Annotated in this window: 9 protein-coding genes; 4 read left to right on the forward strand and 5 right to left on the reverse strand. The window is 41.0% G+C overall.

Going from position 1 to position 16,034, the window contains the following annotated elements; genetic code table 11:
- Positions 1-4: 4 nt before the first annotated feature.
- The 3 genes from pckA to ompR form a co-directional block, all read right to left on the reverse strand.
- On the reverse strand, positions 5-1,612 hold the full coding sequence (pckA, locus tag KO525_RS04190) for a phosphoenolpyruvate carboxykinase (ATP) (RefSeq protein ID WP_215962532.1): 1,608 nt from the start codon (positions 1,610-1,612) through the stop codon (positions 5-7).
- 419 nt (positions 1,613-2,031) lie between these two features.
- The gene (gene envZ / locus KO525_RS04195) at positions 2,032-3,333 is read right to left on the reverse strand and encodes a two-component system sensor histidine kinase EnvZ (RefSeq protein WP_215962533.1); all 1,302 of its coding nucleotides are present in this window, start codon (positions 3,331-3,333) and stop codon (positions 2,032-2,034) included.
- Between the two features lie 33 nt (positions 3,334-3,366).
- Positions 3,367-4,086, reverse strand: coding sequence for a two-component system response regulator OmpR (ompR, locus tag KO525_RS04200; RefSeq protein ID WP_215962534.1), 720 nt, complete (start codon positions 4,084-4,086; stop codon positions 3,367-3,369).
- Positions 4,087-4,521: 435 nt separating this feature from the next.
- Between ompR and greB the strand changes: the two genes are divergently transcribed.
- The 4 genes from greB to KO525_RS04220 all read left to right on the forward strand — a co-directional run bounded on the left by greB (position 4,522) and on the right by KO525_RS04220 (position 9,701).
- Positions 4,522-5,004, forward strand: a complete 483-nt coding sequence (gene greB, locus KO525_RS04205) for a transcription elongation factor GreB (protein WP_215962535.1) — start codon at positions 4,522-4,524, stop codon at positions 5,002-5,004.
- A 99-nt stretch (positions 5,005-5,103) separates the two neighbouring features.
- Positions 5,104-7,440 (forward strand): Tex family protein, encoded by a 2,337-nt coding sequence (locus KO525_RS04210; RefSeq protein WP_215962536.1) that lies wholly within the window; start codon positions 5,104-5,106, stop codon positions 7,438-7,440.
- A 379-nt stretch (positions 7,441-7,819) separates the two neighbouring features.
- A complete protein-coding gene (locus KO525_RS04215; RefSeq protein WP_215962537.1) occupies positions 7,820-8,767 on the forward strand; it encodes an SRPBCC family protein in 948 nt (315 codons plus the stop codon).
- Positions 8,768-8,957: 190 nt separating this feature from the next.
- Entirely contained in the window at positions 8,958-9,701 is a 744-nt protein-coding gene (locus KO525_RS04220) for an ABC transporter substrate-binding protein (RefSeq protein ID WP_215962538.1), read from the forward strand.
- Between the two features lie 182 nt (positions 9,702-9,883).
- On the opposite strand, the gene KO525_RS04225 is transcribed toward KO525_RS04220, so the two are convergent.
- The gene (locus KO525_RS04225; protein ID WP_215962539.1) at positions 9,884-10,285 is read right to left on the reverse strand and encodes a hypothetical protein; all 402 of its coding nucleotides are present in this window, start codon (positions 10,283-10,285) and stop codon (positions 9,884-9,886) included.
- A gap of 371 nt (positions 10,286-10,656) precedes the next feature.
- Positions 10,657-15,906: a S8 family serine peptidase gene (locus KO525_RS19855; RefSeq protein ID WP_215962540.1), complete on the reverse strand. Its 5,250-nt coding sequence runs from the start codon at positions 15,904-15,906 to the stop codon at positions 10,657-10,659.
- Between the last annotated feature and the right edge of the window lie 128 nt (positions 15,907-16,034).

Consider the following 16,034-nt stretch of genomic DNA (forward strand, 5'->3'; position numbering starts at 1 on the left):
CGATTTAAATTTGTGGGCCCGCTGCCACTAACGCTTTGCCTTCGTCATTATCAGTAAACTGAACAAAGTTTTTCACAAACTTAGCGGCTAAGTCATCTGCCTTAACTTGCCATTCATCCGCTTTTGGATATGTATCTCGCGGATCCAAAATACCAGAGTTCACGCCAGGTAATTCAGTAGGAACTTCTAAGTTAAAGATAGGTACAAATTTAGTTGGAGCAGCTTCAATTGACCCATCTAAAATTGAATCGATAATCGCACGTGTATCTTTAATCGAAATACGTTTACCTGAACCATTCCATCCAGTATTGACCAAGTAAGCTTCAGCACCCGCGGCATTCATACGCTCAACCAAAACCTCAGCATACTGAGTAGGGTGTAAGGTCAAAAACGCTTTACCAAAACATGATGAGAAGGTTGGAACAGGTTCCGTGATACCACGTTCAGTACCAGCTAACTTAGCAGTAAATCCAGAAAGGAAATGATACTTCGTTTGTTCTTTAGTTAACTTAGAAACCGGAGGCAATACACCAAAGGCATCCGCCGTTAAAAAGATAACTTTTTGCGCATGACCAGCTTTAGAAACCGGCTTAACGATATTTTCGATATGGTATATAGGGTACGAAACTCGAGTATTTTGAGTTACAGAGCCATCAGAAAAATCAATTTTACCATTATCATCTACTGTGACATTTTCAAGTAACGCATCACGGCAAATTGCATTATAAATATCGGGTTCGCTTTCTTTATCTAAGTCGATAGTTTTGGCATAACAACCACCTTCAAAGTTAAAGACACCGTCTTCATCCCAACCGTGTTCGTCATCACCAATGAGTTGGCGTTTAGGATCGGTTGATAAGGTTGTTTTACCCGTACCAGATAGTCCGAAGAAAATAGCAACATCGCCTTCTTCCCCAACGTTAGCAGAACAGTGCATTGAAGCCATACCTTTTAGCGGTAAATAGTAGTTCATCATTGCGAACAACCCTTTCTTCATTTCACCGCCGTACCAAGTACCGCCAATTATTTGCATTTTTTCTGAAAGGTTGAATACCGTAAAGACTTCAGAATTTAATCCGTGTTTTTGCCAATCTGCATTGCCTGTTTTAGAACCGTTCATTACAACAAAATCCGGCTCGCCGAAATTTTCGAGTTCTTCGTCAGTTGGGCGAATAAACATGTTTTTAACAAAGTGAGCTTGCCAAGCAACTTCCACTATAAAACGTACTTTAAGTCGTACTTTTTCATTTGCACCACAAAAAGTATCAACAACATACAGTCGGTTACCAGATAGCTGATCTGTGACACATTTTTTTAAGTCTTGCCAAACGTCATTTGAAATAGGCTTATTATCGTTTGGAGCAGACTTAGAGTTCCACCATACTGTGTCGCGAGTGACATCATCTTCGACGATATATTTATCTTTTGGCGAACGACCTGTAAATACACCCGTACTTACATTAACGGCACCTAATTCGGTAACCACGCCTTTCTCAAATCCTTCTAGCTCAGGGTTTGTTTCATCTGCGAATAATCTATCGTAAGAAGGATTATGGATAACTTCTGAAACGTTTGTTATGCCGTACTGCGATAAGTCGATATTTATAGCCATTATATTCACCTGAACACTTTAGATTTAACAATTTGGTTTTTAACTCGCATTCTCACGTTTCGAGTTGTTGCGAAAAAATACATTGCCCAAAAGTACGCTTCGTTTACTCCAGTTTCGTAATCAACCTGGAAAGCTGCGCTTAAAAACTTACGTGTTTTTATTGAACGAAAACAAGTCTATCGTAATTCCTGAAAGTTTTGTAGCCCATACTGAAAGTTTTCTTTAGAACTTTCAGTTTTGTTTGGGTAATTATGAGGCATAAGCGGAAAACGCATCAGAGCGGTTATTTTAAAAAATAGAACAGAGATTTATTTGTATATATTTCATATAGATAAACAAAAACCGGAGCATGGGAGCTCCGGTTTTTATATTGTGACTGGATATTTATTCACCGACAAAAAAATGAATATAATATCGAATTAGGTTCGTATTGGCAGAGAAACTGTCGCGGCCAACCCAGGATTTACATTATGTAGCTTAACCTTTCCATCATGCATATCGACAATTTTTTTGATAATAGCCAACCCTAATCCACTGCCTTCGCCACCTCGAGCTAGGTCGCCTTGAGTAAATGGTTCGAACAAACGCTCTAGATCATTTTCATCTATACCAGGGCCTGTATCGCTTACTCGAAAATGCACTTTACGATTTTGTTGGTCGTAATGACTGCAAATAGTTATGTCACCCTCGGAGTATCGGATGGCGTTTTCAATCAAATTTGCAATTACCCTTTTTAAGGCAATCGGTCGTACTTTCACTTGTGGTAATTCAGGGTCAAATACAAGATTAAAGTTACGACCTCTATTATTATTTTCAGAATCGGCCACATCTTGTAGTAACTGGTTTATATCTACCGCTTCTAATTCTTCCAATTTGTGATGTCGGATAAATTCCATGAACTGATCAATAATCGCATTCATATCTTCGATGTCATTGACGATCCCGTCTTTTAAAAATTCATCCGTGCCGCTCATCATTTCAGTCGCTAATCGAATACGGGTTAGCGGCGTTCTTAAATCATGTGATACACCGGCCATCAGTAAGTTACGGTCTTTCTCCAGTTGTTGGATACCCGCCGACATTTGATTAAACGCCTGAGTTACCGCAATAATTTCTTCTGAACCGCGCTCACGTAGGGTTTCTGGAAACTCTCCTTTCCCCACTTCGATTGCCGCATTTTGCAGTGCTTTTAACGGCCGATTAAGCTGCCTCGCAAAGACCCAACCACCAGCCACACTCAACACACCTATTGCCACTAAATAGATAACCAAAGGTGAAAAACTCTTTTGTTGAAAACCATCAAGCGGAATTTTAACCCAGTAGTTTGGCGCTTGAGGTGGTTTTACCCAAAAGAAACTCAGTTCGCCGTGAGATATACGTACTTCCGCTTCACCACCCAATTTCTTAGACATCTGTTCCGAAAAATAAGGGTAATGTGCCGCTTCATCTAATCCATTCCAACGTGCATCTTCCTCCTTCATGACCTGAATTTTGGTCGCCTGGATAAAGTCTTTAGACAGCTGAGTTGGCACACGATAGCCATTTTCTTCGCCTAAAAATAACACTTTCACCTGACTCGCCATCAGATTATTGATCTGTTGGTAAGCCGGTTCGAACAAATAAAATACAACGCTAAGATAGGAAACAATTTGATTGATCAACAACAGCGAACCAATTAAAAATACTGTTTGCCCAAACGCACTACGTGGTAACACCTTCATATGCACACCTAAAGAACAACGTTAATAAAACAATTAACCTTTACCATCTGGGATAAATACATAACCAATTCCCCAGACCGTTTGTATATAACGCGGTTTAGTGTGATCTTCTTCAATCATTTTACGTAATCGACTCACCTGCACGTCGATACTTCGCTCAAGTGCAGAATAATCTCTGCCACGTGCCATGTTCATCAGCTTGTCCCGTGACAATGGCTCTCTTGCGTGGCTAATTAAAGCTTTTAAAACAGCAAACTCGCCACTCGTTAACGGCATTACTTCATCACCGTGATGCATTTCACGGGTCGCTAAGTTTAATTTAAAATCACCAAATTCAACTTCTTCCTCCTCAAGCGTTGGTGCGCCCGGTAGCTCTTTTGTTTTACGACGCAAAATTGCTTTAATACGGGCCAATAGCTCTCGGGGATTAAACGGTTTGGGTAAGTAGTCGTCAGCGCCTAATTCAAGACCGATTATTCTGTCTACTTCATCACCTTTAGCCGTTAGCATAACAATTGGAATTTCGTTGCCTATTTGACGCAATCGGCGACAGATAGACAAACCATCTTCACCAGGTAACATTAAATCGAGTACCAACAGGTGAAAGTTTTCGCGTTCGAGTAATCGGTCCATTTGATCCGAGTTACCTGCACTGCGAACGATATAACCCTGTTCCGTCAAATAACGCTCTAACAAACTGCGTAAACGCATGTCGTCATCTACAACCAAAATTTTCGTGGTTTCTTGTTCCATTTTTAGGTTCCAAATTTGCCTGTCTGTTTACACTCAATTGTTGAGTGTGTTGATCTTTGGTGTCAATTTTCAATTTAGCCCATAGGGTAAATTGGCTAAACGGCCAGTTGAAAGTACATGGGGTTCGGCTAATGTTTACAACAAAGATCAAAACACTATAAAGAATATAAGGCATTTTTTAGGTGGAAGACAGTAAAGGGATGTTACAAAGTTTGTCTTCGTAAATTTTCCAAGTGATTCGGTCACTTTTTGAATCACCCCAAGCATTCAAACCACACGACCATTTAGTTTCGCATTGCTAAATTATATCAACCTGAAAATTGGTGCGCCCCGCGCAGCGCAATATATTTGCTTAAAAAGAGGGATCACCATTGATTTCTTTTTGCAGTCACGACATATTGTGCAGCCAAACATTAAACGAACTTATGCGAGCAAATGAAGACAAATCTAGTCACCCGTGAAGGTTATTTAAAGCTACAAGCTGAACTTGACCATTTATGGCGCACAGAACGACCAGAAGTTACCAGAAAGGTCGCCTGGGCTGCGAGCTTAGGTGACCGCTCCGAGAACGCCGATTATAAAGAAAACAAAAGACTTCTGAGACAAATCGACCGTCGTATAAGGTATTTGCGCAAATGCCTCGAAGAGCTAAAGGTTATCGATTATTCGCCAGAACAAGAAGGCAAAGCCTTTTTTGGGGCATTGGTTCAAATCGAAAACGAACAACAAGAAACCCTTACTTTTCGTATTGTCGGCCCCGATGAAATTTACGGTCGAATGGACTACATTTCCATCGACTCGCCAATGGCAAAGGCAATCTTAAAATGCGAAGTAGATGATGAGTTTTTTGTGCAAACCCCAAGCGGAAAAAAAACCTGGTTTGTTAACTCTATTAGCTACCCCGCAAAACCTAAATAAATGCTTTTCGCACTAAATTTTTAGTTACCGTTTAAAAAGAGCAAATGAACCACCATAAAAGGAGATCATTTTGCTGAATTCAAACCTTGGAAGTGAACTATGTCAGCCAATCAAATAATTCAAATCATCGCAAGCGAGTTAACTGCGCGCCCTGAGCAAGTTTTAGCGGCAGTTAAACTGTTAGACGAAGGTTCTACTGTGCCATTTATCGCACGTTACCGTAAAGAAGCCACAGGCGGCTTAGACGATACCCAATTAAGAAACCTAGATACCCGACTTAGCTATCTGCGAGAACTCGAAGAACGCCGCGCTGTCATTTTAAAGTCGATTACCGAGCAAGATAAATTATCACCGGAGTTGGAAAAAGCCTTATTAAGTGCAGACAACAAGACCCGACTTGAAGATTTATATTTACCCTATAAACCTAAACGCCGTACTAAAGGTGAAATTGCCAAAGAACAAGGTTTAGAACCGCTTGCAGACAAGCTTTATAACGACCCTTCATTAGACCCAGAAGCAGAAGCGAGTCACTTTATCACTAATGATGTCGCTGATACCAAAGCGGCATTAGATGGTGCTAAATATATTTTGATGGAACGCTTTGCTGAGAACGCCGATCTGCTGAATAAAATTCGTCGTCACTTAAAACAAAATGCGTATCTAGAAGCTAAAGTCATTGCCGGTAAAGAAACCGAAGGGGCAAAGTTCAGAGACTATTTTGAACATTCAGAGCTCGCTGTTAAAACGCCATCTCACCGTCTTCTAGCCATGTTACGTGGTCGCAACGAAGGGGTTTTACAACTTACCTTGAATGCCGATCCTGGCTACGAAACACCGGTAAGAGAATCACAATGCGAAACCATTATTGCGCAGCACTTTGACTTAACATTCAATCAAAAAGCCGCCGACAAGTGGCTAAAATCGGTTGTTCAGTGGACGTGGAAAATAAAAATATCCATGTCGATGGAAAACGAACTTTTAACCGAGCTTAGGGAAAAAGCGGAACACGAAGCTATTCGCGTATTTGCTAAAAACTTACACGACTTATTAATGGCCGCCCCTGCGGGTGCAAAAACCACGATTGGCATCGACCCTGGTTTTCGTACCGGCTGTAAAATTGCCGTCATTGATAAAACAGGTAAATTGCTCGACACTGCTACGATTTACCCACATGAACCACAAAACCATTGGGAAAAGTCAAAGCGGACCATTGAACATTTAGCCCGTACTCACAAAGCTGAACTAATTGCCGTCGGCAACGGTACAGCATCTCGTGAAACGGACAAGCTAGCCGCCGATGTAATTACTGCGGCACCTGAACTTAAACTGACTAAAATTATGGTCAGTGAAGCTGGCGCGTCAGTTTATTCAGCCAGTGAATTTGCAGCAAATGAGTTTCCAGACTTAGACGTTTCTATTCGTGGTGCAGTTTCTATTGCTCGCAGACTACAAGACCCGCTAGCGGAGTTAGTGAAAATAGATCCTAAATCAATTGGTGTTGGCCAATATCAACACGACGTAAGTCAAAGTGCCTTATCTAAAAGCCTAGATACTGTTGTTGAAGACTGTGTAAATGCCGTTGGTGTTGATTTAAATACGGCGTCAATCCCACTGTTGACTAAAGTTTCTGGCCTGAACAAAACCCTCGCGTCAAACATTGTTAAATTACGAGATCAAATAGGTGGCTTTAAAAACCGTACAGAACTTAAGAAAGTAGAACGTTTAGGACCAAAAGCGTTTGAACAATGCGCTGGTTTTTTAAAAATTGCTAACGGCACAAATCCGCTAGATGCGTCATCGGTTCACCCTGAAGCTTACCCGGTGGTCACACGGATCATCGATCAAAATAGCAAAGCGGTAAATGATGTTTTAAACAACGCAGAGTTTTTAAAACGCCTTGAGCCTAAACAATACATTGATGAAAATTTTGGTTTACCGACCGTTGAAGACATCATAAAAGAGCTAGAAAAACCAGGCCGTGATCCCCGTCCTGAGTTTAAAACGGCAACATTTAAAGAGGGTGTAGAGTCATTAAATGACCTAAAACCGAATATGACCCTTGAGGGCGTGGTGACTAACGTCACAAACTTTGGTGCATTTGTTGACATAGGTGTGCATCAAGACGGATTAGTTCATATTTCGTCATTGACTGACAAATTTGTTGCTGACCCTTCCGAAGTCGTGAAAGCGGGTGACATAGTAAAAGTTAAAGTCATGGAAGTTGACGTTCAGCGAAAACGCATTAGTTTATCAATGCGGCTCGATGAACAAGCTAGCGCAAAACCGTCACAAGTTAAAAACAATGCGCCGAGTCGAGCGCCGAACAAAAAAGACAATCAACGACCACAGAAGTCTTCTGGTGGTGGCAATAAAAATGCAGGCAACGCTGCGATGGGCAATGCATTTGCCGATGCCTTTGCCAAATTGAAAAAATAGCCAGACCTTAATAATAGTCACCTTGTCTCTAACGTTATGTTAGGGACAAGTGGCTAACTTAATTTTTCAACAAAACACCACCAACTAATGCCCCGAAGTAAAACCCAATTATGACCATCTGTTGGATGCGTTTATAAGCTCCCGTACGACTAGCTAAACGTTCGTTGCTGACTTTGAAAAGAACGTCATCTCTCATAATAAAAGGTCTGCAATTAAATCTTCGTTTTCACCACCTTTCACTATCGCTAAATGAGTTACTCATTGTGCAAAGTGCTACAACGTAATAGAAACCAATCAAACCAGATAATCTTTATAAATAACATGCAATAACAAAAAATTTGCACTAATCTAAAAAAAACAATTATTGGAGCAACGCCCTATGTTTTCTATCCCATTTGAATTAGACCGCACAATAGTTATCAATAAGCCCGTTGCGAGCGTATTTGATGTCCTGGGTGATTTTAATGACTGGGACAAATGGTCGCCGTGGATAATTCAAGAGCCCACATGCCCAATTAAGGTTGAAGGAAACAAAGGGGAATTAGGTCACAAGCAATCATGGAATGGCGAACGTATTGGCTCTGGAACTATAGAAATTATCAATAAAGAAGCGGATAAGAGTATCGAATTTGATCTGCATTTTATTTCACCATGGAAAAGCCATTCTAAAACCCAATTTCAATTTGAAACCATTACTGATGGCGAAGGTAATGACGCGACAAAAGTTACATGGGCCATGCAAGGTACACTGCCTTTCTTTATGTTTTTTATGAAAAAAATGATGTCGGTTTATGTTGGTGGCGATTATGAACGTGGTCTAAAAATGGCCAAAGAGTTTATTGAAACCGGCGTTGTTACATCCAAAGTCGACATCACCGGTGTAGTGCATAAAGATGGTTTTTATTATGCAGGCTGTGCCTGTACATTTGCCGCTAACAAGGTAAGTGAAGCGGTTGGTCCAGCTTTTGAAAAACTCCATGCTATGGACATACCACAACCCGACTTTGTAGCCACTATCGTCAACGAATTTGATTTAGTCAAAAACCAAGGCGATATGATAGCTGCCTTTGGCTATAAACAACGGCCAGACTTTACGCTGCCGCAAGGTATGGTAGAAGGTGAACAACCGCCACATAAAGCCTGTGAAGTGATCCATACTGGCAGTTATTACCATATTCCAAATGGCTGGGTTACTTTGATCAACTATATGCGGTTCGCTAAGTTAAAAAACAATAAAAAAGCAAAAGATTACGAAGTTTATTTAAACTCGCCAATCGAAACAGCGCCAAAAGATTTAAAAACAATGATGGTAACGCCAATTAAGTAAAATGGACGCTTTGTTAATGATATTTAGTCGGTGATATATAGGATCATTTAAAGACCGACATATGGCAATGTCATTGCTTTTTTTTGTTAAAAACTTTGTTACAGTTTTGTACGTCAACCACCAGAGTAATAGAGTAAAGTTGCTATCTTTACTAATAACAATGGCAAGTAGTATTGAATTAGGGAGGAGCATGCTAAAACTTATCTTGATTATATTGACCAATACCTTGGTATTTAATGCGTTTGCGTTCGAACACAAAAAACCTTTTGATCTATTTACTTACATAGATAAGCCCCCTTTTATTCTCGATCAAGAAAAAGAAATTGGTATGAGTTACGACTTAGCTCGTTCACTAGAAGCTTTTGCCCCAACGTATCATTTTCAGGTGGTTTATGTACCTAAAATTAGAGCACTCAAAATGCTCAACGAAAAAAGCGGTGCTTTGTTGTGGACCAACCCTCTTTGGGTAAACGATCGCAAAAAGTCAAAATATGATTGGATTAGCAATTTAATGCTTGATAGCGAACTCTACATAACCAATGATAAAGATTTAGTCTACAAAGATATTTCATCGCTCAATGGTAAAGTCATTGTTGGTGTCAGAGGGTATGTTTACGTAAATTTTGAAGACGGAGCTAGCCAACATAATTTCACTCGGTTTAATGTTAGACATGAATCCTTGGTCGCGGATATGTTATTAAAAAACCGAGCTGATGTTGGCATCATTGGGTTGCAATCATATTGGTTTATGAAACGAAACAACCCCGATATTTCAAAAAAGACTTATATTTTAAATGGCGACGGTACGCCTTTTTACAGAAGCATTCTTACCTCTAAAGCGAGCCCTGAGCTTAACAATATTATGGTCCGTTGGCTAAGGTCTGACCTAGGTAAAAAACAGTGGCAGGCTATTAAAAATAAGTGGTTACATTAATTCAAACTAAGTCTGCCAAATCAGTAATAACTGCAAGCATATCTAATAAAATGCAGACAAGTTCATATTTAATTGTCTCGTCGTTTTAGACATTCCTTAGCTTGTAAAATTAGTTGAACTTAAGCGATATTCAGAGTGTCCTGCCGAGTACGGAGGAATTCCCCTCCACTAACTCCCTTACATTATCCAGATTTTTTACCTGACCTTGATAGTACCGTGGTGTGACTAGCCCCAGTAAAGGTAACAAACAAATCGGTTACATAGACATTATTAACATTGCTACCATCAATAAAACCACCCGATTTTACTTGCTTCAAAATATGGTGTTTCGCTGTCTCGACGCCATTGAGAGTTAACTCTTTTAACGTCAAATTACTCAAAGCCATAGCAATTATTTCTCTTGCGGCCAATGTATCTTCCGCCTGTCCAAATGGTGAATCTACGATAAGATGGATTGTCGCAGTAACTTTATGCGAGGAATCATTATGTGGGTTTATTTCTATATTATTGAAGCTTTCAATAGAGCTCGCATATGACACGCTAGAAACAAACATTAACACCACTAAAAACACTAAATTTTTCATACAAACCCTTGTAAATTAACACCCTATTTAAGTTAAACAAAACGCTGAACTAGTAGAAAAACTCTGTTGGCTAAGGAGTACAAATCGAGGAATGCTGATATTGGCGTATTAAGTTACCTTAAAAACATTCCTTGTTTGAACTCGCTACAACTGATATTCCCTATCGACAGTCACACCTCAATCAGAGGCACACATCTTGTTGTGTGATACTTTAGCGAGTTTGTCGCTATAGTCCAACGGTTTTTTGCTAACAAGTTTTGCAAAGTCACGATTTTTAAAACATGGCTGCGCGGAATACCTGATTAAGGATAAAAATCAGCAAAAAAAAGGTTTTCCAATTTGGAAAACCTTTGATTATCAAAACGAACGTTTTACTTAGTGCGTCTTCTAAACATAAGTAATGGTACTAATAACAAAGATAAAAATGCCATTGAGCCTCCTTTACTGTCTTTTTCTTGTTTAGCGACGGCATACTGGCAGCTATCGTTGCTTTCTGTTGCTTCAGCATCATAGTTAGTTGCTGTTGAGTCCATACAACCTAATACATGTGCCACACCATCAGAAACCACGGTTAACATAAAGGTCGAGTAACCCATGTCTGTAGGATTACTGCTGTCAGCAACTTTCACCATAACTTCAGTTTCACCATACCAGTTGGCTTCTGGGGTTATTGTAACCTTCGAACCAATTTGATGACCATGAACAACCGCGCTAATGTGCTCACCTTCAACTGATATCACGTTAGGGTTAATGTCAGAATCGACATAAGCGACAAGTAAATCAACTGAGCCGTTTTCATCAACTTCTAAGTCATTCATTTGAGGTACCGTTAAGTTACCAACAACTTCAACAGGTGACATTATAGAAACATCGCCCATTCCCGATACATGGCTTTGTAGTTCGATATCAAGCGCTTTGCCCGCTGCAAGTTCAGATACGCGTACTTGGAATGAAACATCAAACTGGCTCGCTTCAGGTCCTGTATAGTCGTAACAAACGGCCATGTTCTCTTGTAATTTAGAGCTCAAGTCGTTGTAAGCATAGTTAACCCCAATCTCTTCACCAAATGGAAAACCAAAGATATCAATTGGGCCGTAATTACCATGTAGACCAACCGAGCCGTAATCACCCACATCTGCGTAATCTAATCCACCGTATGCCATGATAATTTCAAACTGACCTGCACCAAAGCGATTACCATTATGTAGGATTAAATTAAATGTATAGCGGTCGTCACGTTCGCTGTCTGGCACGATATTTTCACCAAACCAACTTGCTTCAATACTTTCCGAGCGTGAATTTAACCACTCAATGATAATATCGTCTTGTTCACTCGCTTCGTCAATGGCATAGGCAACCATCATCCCAGACATTTTTGAAGGATCGCCATAGTCAATATTTAATGGCGTAGATAGTGCTTCAATGACTTGATTAAAGCCTGCGCCTGGTAACGTTTGACCTTTCCACAACACACCAATAAATGGCGCATAAGGGTTCATTAGATAAGGGAACGGTTGACTAACAGCGTGTTGACTTCCTGACCACGCATTATCAAATGAAACAAACCCTTGAGGTGACAAGTAAAGGTTTGAGTATTTACGGTATGACTCATTGTTAAACAAATTAATATGACCGTCTTCGCCCCAAAACTGACTTAACGGTAATTCAAATTGGTTACTAAACTCAGTCCAATCATCATTCCATGAACCAGCCCAATCGATAGAAGACCCACCAACTTCTGGTGTAAATCCATAATTTTCGTAAAGGCCAACAAAACCTCTGTCATTGCTACCATAGTTAGGTACCTGACAAAGTTCATCTTCAACACTTGTTGTAACCTTATAAGAACGAGCCCAATTGGACGAATCAGGTTGTGTCCCGGTTAGTCGAATAACATTGCCATCCATAACTAACCCAGGTGCTAACTCAGGATAATTTACGTTAAGTGAGCCTTCTACCAACGTCACACCTTCTGGTAAAGATAAACTTAGATCAATATCTCTATCCATCCCAGTATTATTCGGTACGACATGGACACTAACGTCTAGCGTTTCACCACCACGAGCGCGGTTTTTATTGGTGATAGTAACGTCATCTGGGCCTCGCTCTAAGCGAAGTGGTACAAAGCCGTATGCATTAGAAACATTATTCGAGCCAATTTCAAATGCGCCGTAAGCTACGTCACCTTCGACTAAATCATCCAAATCCCATGATAGATCTAGGCCAATTTTCGCTTCCGTATTTGCCGCAGGGCCCGTTACGCTCAAGTTATTTTGGTCCATCGGAACTACTGCCGTAGCTATGGAATAAGTATCTTTTAGTAAGTCTGGTGAAAATCCATACCACTCTTCAAAAAACTCAATGTCTTCAACAGCCCAGTCATACATATTGGCAGAGGTATTTGAGTAAACTACCCAATATTGACCGGCATTTGGTTTAGTTAAGCTACAGTAGTTTAATTCGATTTGAGTCGTTGACGAACAAACCCATTCGTTATCAAAATCTGGTAAACCATTACCGTCTGTATCGATACCAATATGAATTGCCAGTGAACCATTAACATTACCGACATTTTCCTGCACACCAGGTCCAGCTTCATGCCCCAACACTTCAACAACAAAACGCGCGGTGTTTTCAGGAATATCAATTAAATCAACTTTGTAATGCTCAGTACTTAGAACTTCATTGCCTTCCCAGTCGGTTGAAGGACCCGAATAGATAGGTTTGTGATTGTTGTCCTGCGGTAACGTAATTTCCGTAACATCCGCTTTCACCGGACCGTGACCAAGATAAGCAATATCACTTGTTACTGGCATTGGTAGGTTGGCAACATGGTATGCACCTTGGTCGCGGTTGACGGTAACATTTACGTTTTCAGGCATACCTTTGCGGTCAAAGTTAATTGATACTGGCCAGTGAGAATCTGGCGTAGTGGCGTTACTAGATGTTAGGTAAACGTTGTTCCATAACTCCAGACCTTCGTAATCACCCGAACCAGTAAGTCGCGTATCATACTGATATTGAACATCTTTAATATCAGCTTTAACAATAATACTTTGTGACTCACCCGCTTTTAAGGTGAATGTCGACGGGTAGAATTCCATTTTGGCGTTTTGTATATTTATTTCGCCTTCATAAAGTGACGTCCAACGGTCATAGACCCAATCGCCCTCGGTAATAGTCCATGTACCATCTTCGGTTGCCGTAACCGTTCTAAGCCACGAACAAACACCACCACGACAATTAGAATCCATTAATTGTGGTAAATTAAGTTGGCGTACATCACCACCTTCCACGGGATTAGCCAATTCAAAGTTTTCAACGGTTTCATCCATTATCAAACCGGCTTTGACTGCGGCCGCAACATCGATACGGCCCGAGCCTGCGCGATGTACGGTTGCCGGTAAACCTTCAGGTGCAATATCTGGTTCAACATTTCTACGAACCGTATTTTGCGACGTCATTTGCAATGCAGACTGCACTTCAGCTGCGGTCCAATCTGGGTTAGCTTGGCGTACTAATGCCATAGCACCAGCCACATGTGGGCTGGCCATCGACGTACCACTGATAACCGTCCAGTCTTGCGACAAAGCTGAGTCAGGGTTTAATGGATGTTCATCCGCGTATGGCGCTAAAATATTAACACCTGGTGCCGAAATATTCGGCGACATGTGATGCTTAAAGGTTGTTGACGGCCCTAAGGAAGAAAAGCCAGCTAGAATATCAGCTGCCGAATCATCTTGGAAAACGTCCACTGAACCTGCGCTAATTGACATTTTGTGGTCTTCACCACCATCATTAATCCAACTAATTATGCTTTCACCGGTTGATCGTCCAACATGCAAACCTGGTAGTGGGAATGTATCGTCGATTAAACCGAGTTCTTGTTCTGTGCCTTCCCAATTATATAAATCGTTATATAAGATAAAACCACCTGCGCCACCAGCCATAACATTGTAAGCTTTAGAAACGCGAGCATTTTCACCTCGTTTACAAATCACGATTTGGTCAGATGTAAATGTGCCTTCCGCAAATGGATTTAGACATAACTCGTCACCGTAATCCACAGCAACAACAGGGGTGCCATTTTCAATTCCAGTTGTGGAATATCCAGCAATACCATCTGGCCAATCAGCGTCTGGATTAACATCTATCCAAGGAACATTAAGACCACCACTTAAGGTCAAAATACTATTATTAACATCAATGACTCGGTCGTGGGTCGACGCCGCAACAACCATAGACCAAGGTGCTGAATGACTCAGGCTAGCAAAGTAAGTGTTGTTATCATCTCCACCGGCATTACCCGCAGAAACTGCGATGGATATACCCGCTTCGCGCGCCGCTAACATCGCAAGTTCAGTAGCGTCTTCCCACGGAAATGGTTCTCCCCCACCTATCGAGAAATTAATAACATCTACGCCATCTTCAATTGCCTGTTCGAGCGCTAATACTAATGCTTCTTCTGGACAGCCCGCTAATTCACATGCTTGGTACGAAATGATATTGGCATGGGGCGCAACACCTGATGTAGATGCAAAAGTATAACCTTTTTCCACCCCATCTCCGTCGCCTAACGATGCTGACAATAACGGTACGTTTTCAACGTAATTACCAGCCGCAGTCCCCGCAGTATGAGAGCCATGGCCTTGATAATCTTCACCGGTAGCAGGCGCTAGATCACCATATGTATCGGTAATAACAGGCCACGAATAGACACCAATTAACTTGTCGTTACATTGCACGGTTCCGTCGGCACAATCACCCAAATAAACGCCAGTGCCCAAAGGATTTGTGTGGTCATAACCATCACCACCGATGTCGGCAAACGCCACATGGTCACTATTAATTCCGGTATCGATAATACCAACGATGATGCCTTCACCTTTGTAACCAACATCTGTTGACGTTTGACCGGCCCACACTTTATCAGCACCGATAAATTGCGGCCCAGTGTCAGTATGTAACTGCAACATTCTTGAAGGTTGAACAAGTTTAACTTCCTTCATTTCCGCTAGATTTAACGCTTCGTTGTACGTTAGATTTAACGACATGCCGTTTAACGAACTAAAATAATCTGCACGGACTTTGTCGTCACCGCCTTTGGCTCTAACGTTATTAAGTACCAGTTGTTTTTTAGAAGTCAGATACGTTTTGTAGGCTTGTGTGCGGGTTTGCTGGATCTGATCTATTGTTTTAGCATTGGCTGCCGGACTGTTACTTCTTGCCCGTTTCACATTACCTTGCTTAGCCGTTAACTCATTTGCAATCGTGCTACGCGCGGTTGCTGGCAAGCCTTTGATATTGCCGGTATAGGTGGCAATTGGTTGATCTTTCAGTTGGATAATGTACGCTCGTTTGCCATCATGAGGTTCTACCTGGGCAAATTTACTTTTAGCAGAGGCATTATTTATTAATTGATTTCTAGCCCCTGGCATTGTTTTAATTCTGTTTAGAGAATTTGGAACTGTGTGATTCCGTTTCTTTATTGTTGTTAAATCGACTTGTTGTATTACCCCATTTGCCGATGTTTTGTTTGATGGCGCTGCATCAACTGATGCTGCTAACCCCAAACCATAAAGCACCGACAAAGCAGTTATTGCTATTTTGCTATTTTTCACATTAACTCCGAAATTTATATACTATTTCTATAATATTTATTGGAATGAGCGCCTTGGAGTTGCTCATTCGTTAAGCGGTTATAACGTGAATTTATTTTTAAAAGAGTGCAAAAGTGTACAGATCAATA

The sequence above is a fragment of the Psychrosphaera sp. B3R10 genome, from assembly GCF_018861025.1.
Classification (GTDB): domain Bacteria; phylum Pseudomonadota; class Gammaproteobacteria; order Enterobacterales; family Alteromonadaceae; genus Psychrosphaera; species Psychrosphaera algicola.

Coding starts and splice junctions, on each gene's coding strand:
- KO525_RS04215 (WP_215962537.1), top strand. CDS start 7,820: ATGTTTTCTATCCCATTTGAATTAGACCGCACAATAGTTATCAATAAG.
- ompR (WP_215962534.1), bottom strand. CDS start 4,086: ATGGAACAAGAAACCACGAAAATTTTGGTTGTAGATGACGACATGCGT.
- pckA (WP_215962532.1), bottom strand. CDS start 1,612: ATGGCTATAAATATCGACTTATCGCAGTACGGCATAACAAACGTTTCA.
- KO525_RS04220 (WP_215962538.1), top strand. CDS start 8,958: ATGCTAAAACTTATCTTGATTATATTGACCAATACCTTGGTATTTAAT.
- KO525_RS04210 (WP_215962536.1), top strand. CDS start 5,104: ATGTCAGCCAATCAAATAATTCAAATCATCGCAAGCGAGTTAACTGCG.
- KO525_RS04225 (WP_215962539.1), bottom strand. CDS start 10,285: ATGAAAAATTTAGTGTTTTTAGTGGTGTTAATGTTTGTTTCTAGCGTG.
- envZ (WP_215962533.1), bottom strand. CDS start 3,333: ATGAAGGTGTTACCACGTAGTGCGTTTGGGCAAACAGTATTTTTAATT.
- greB (WP_215962535.1), top strand. CDS start 4,522: ATGAAGACAAATCTAGTCACCCGTGAAGGTTATTTAAAGCTACAAGCT.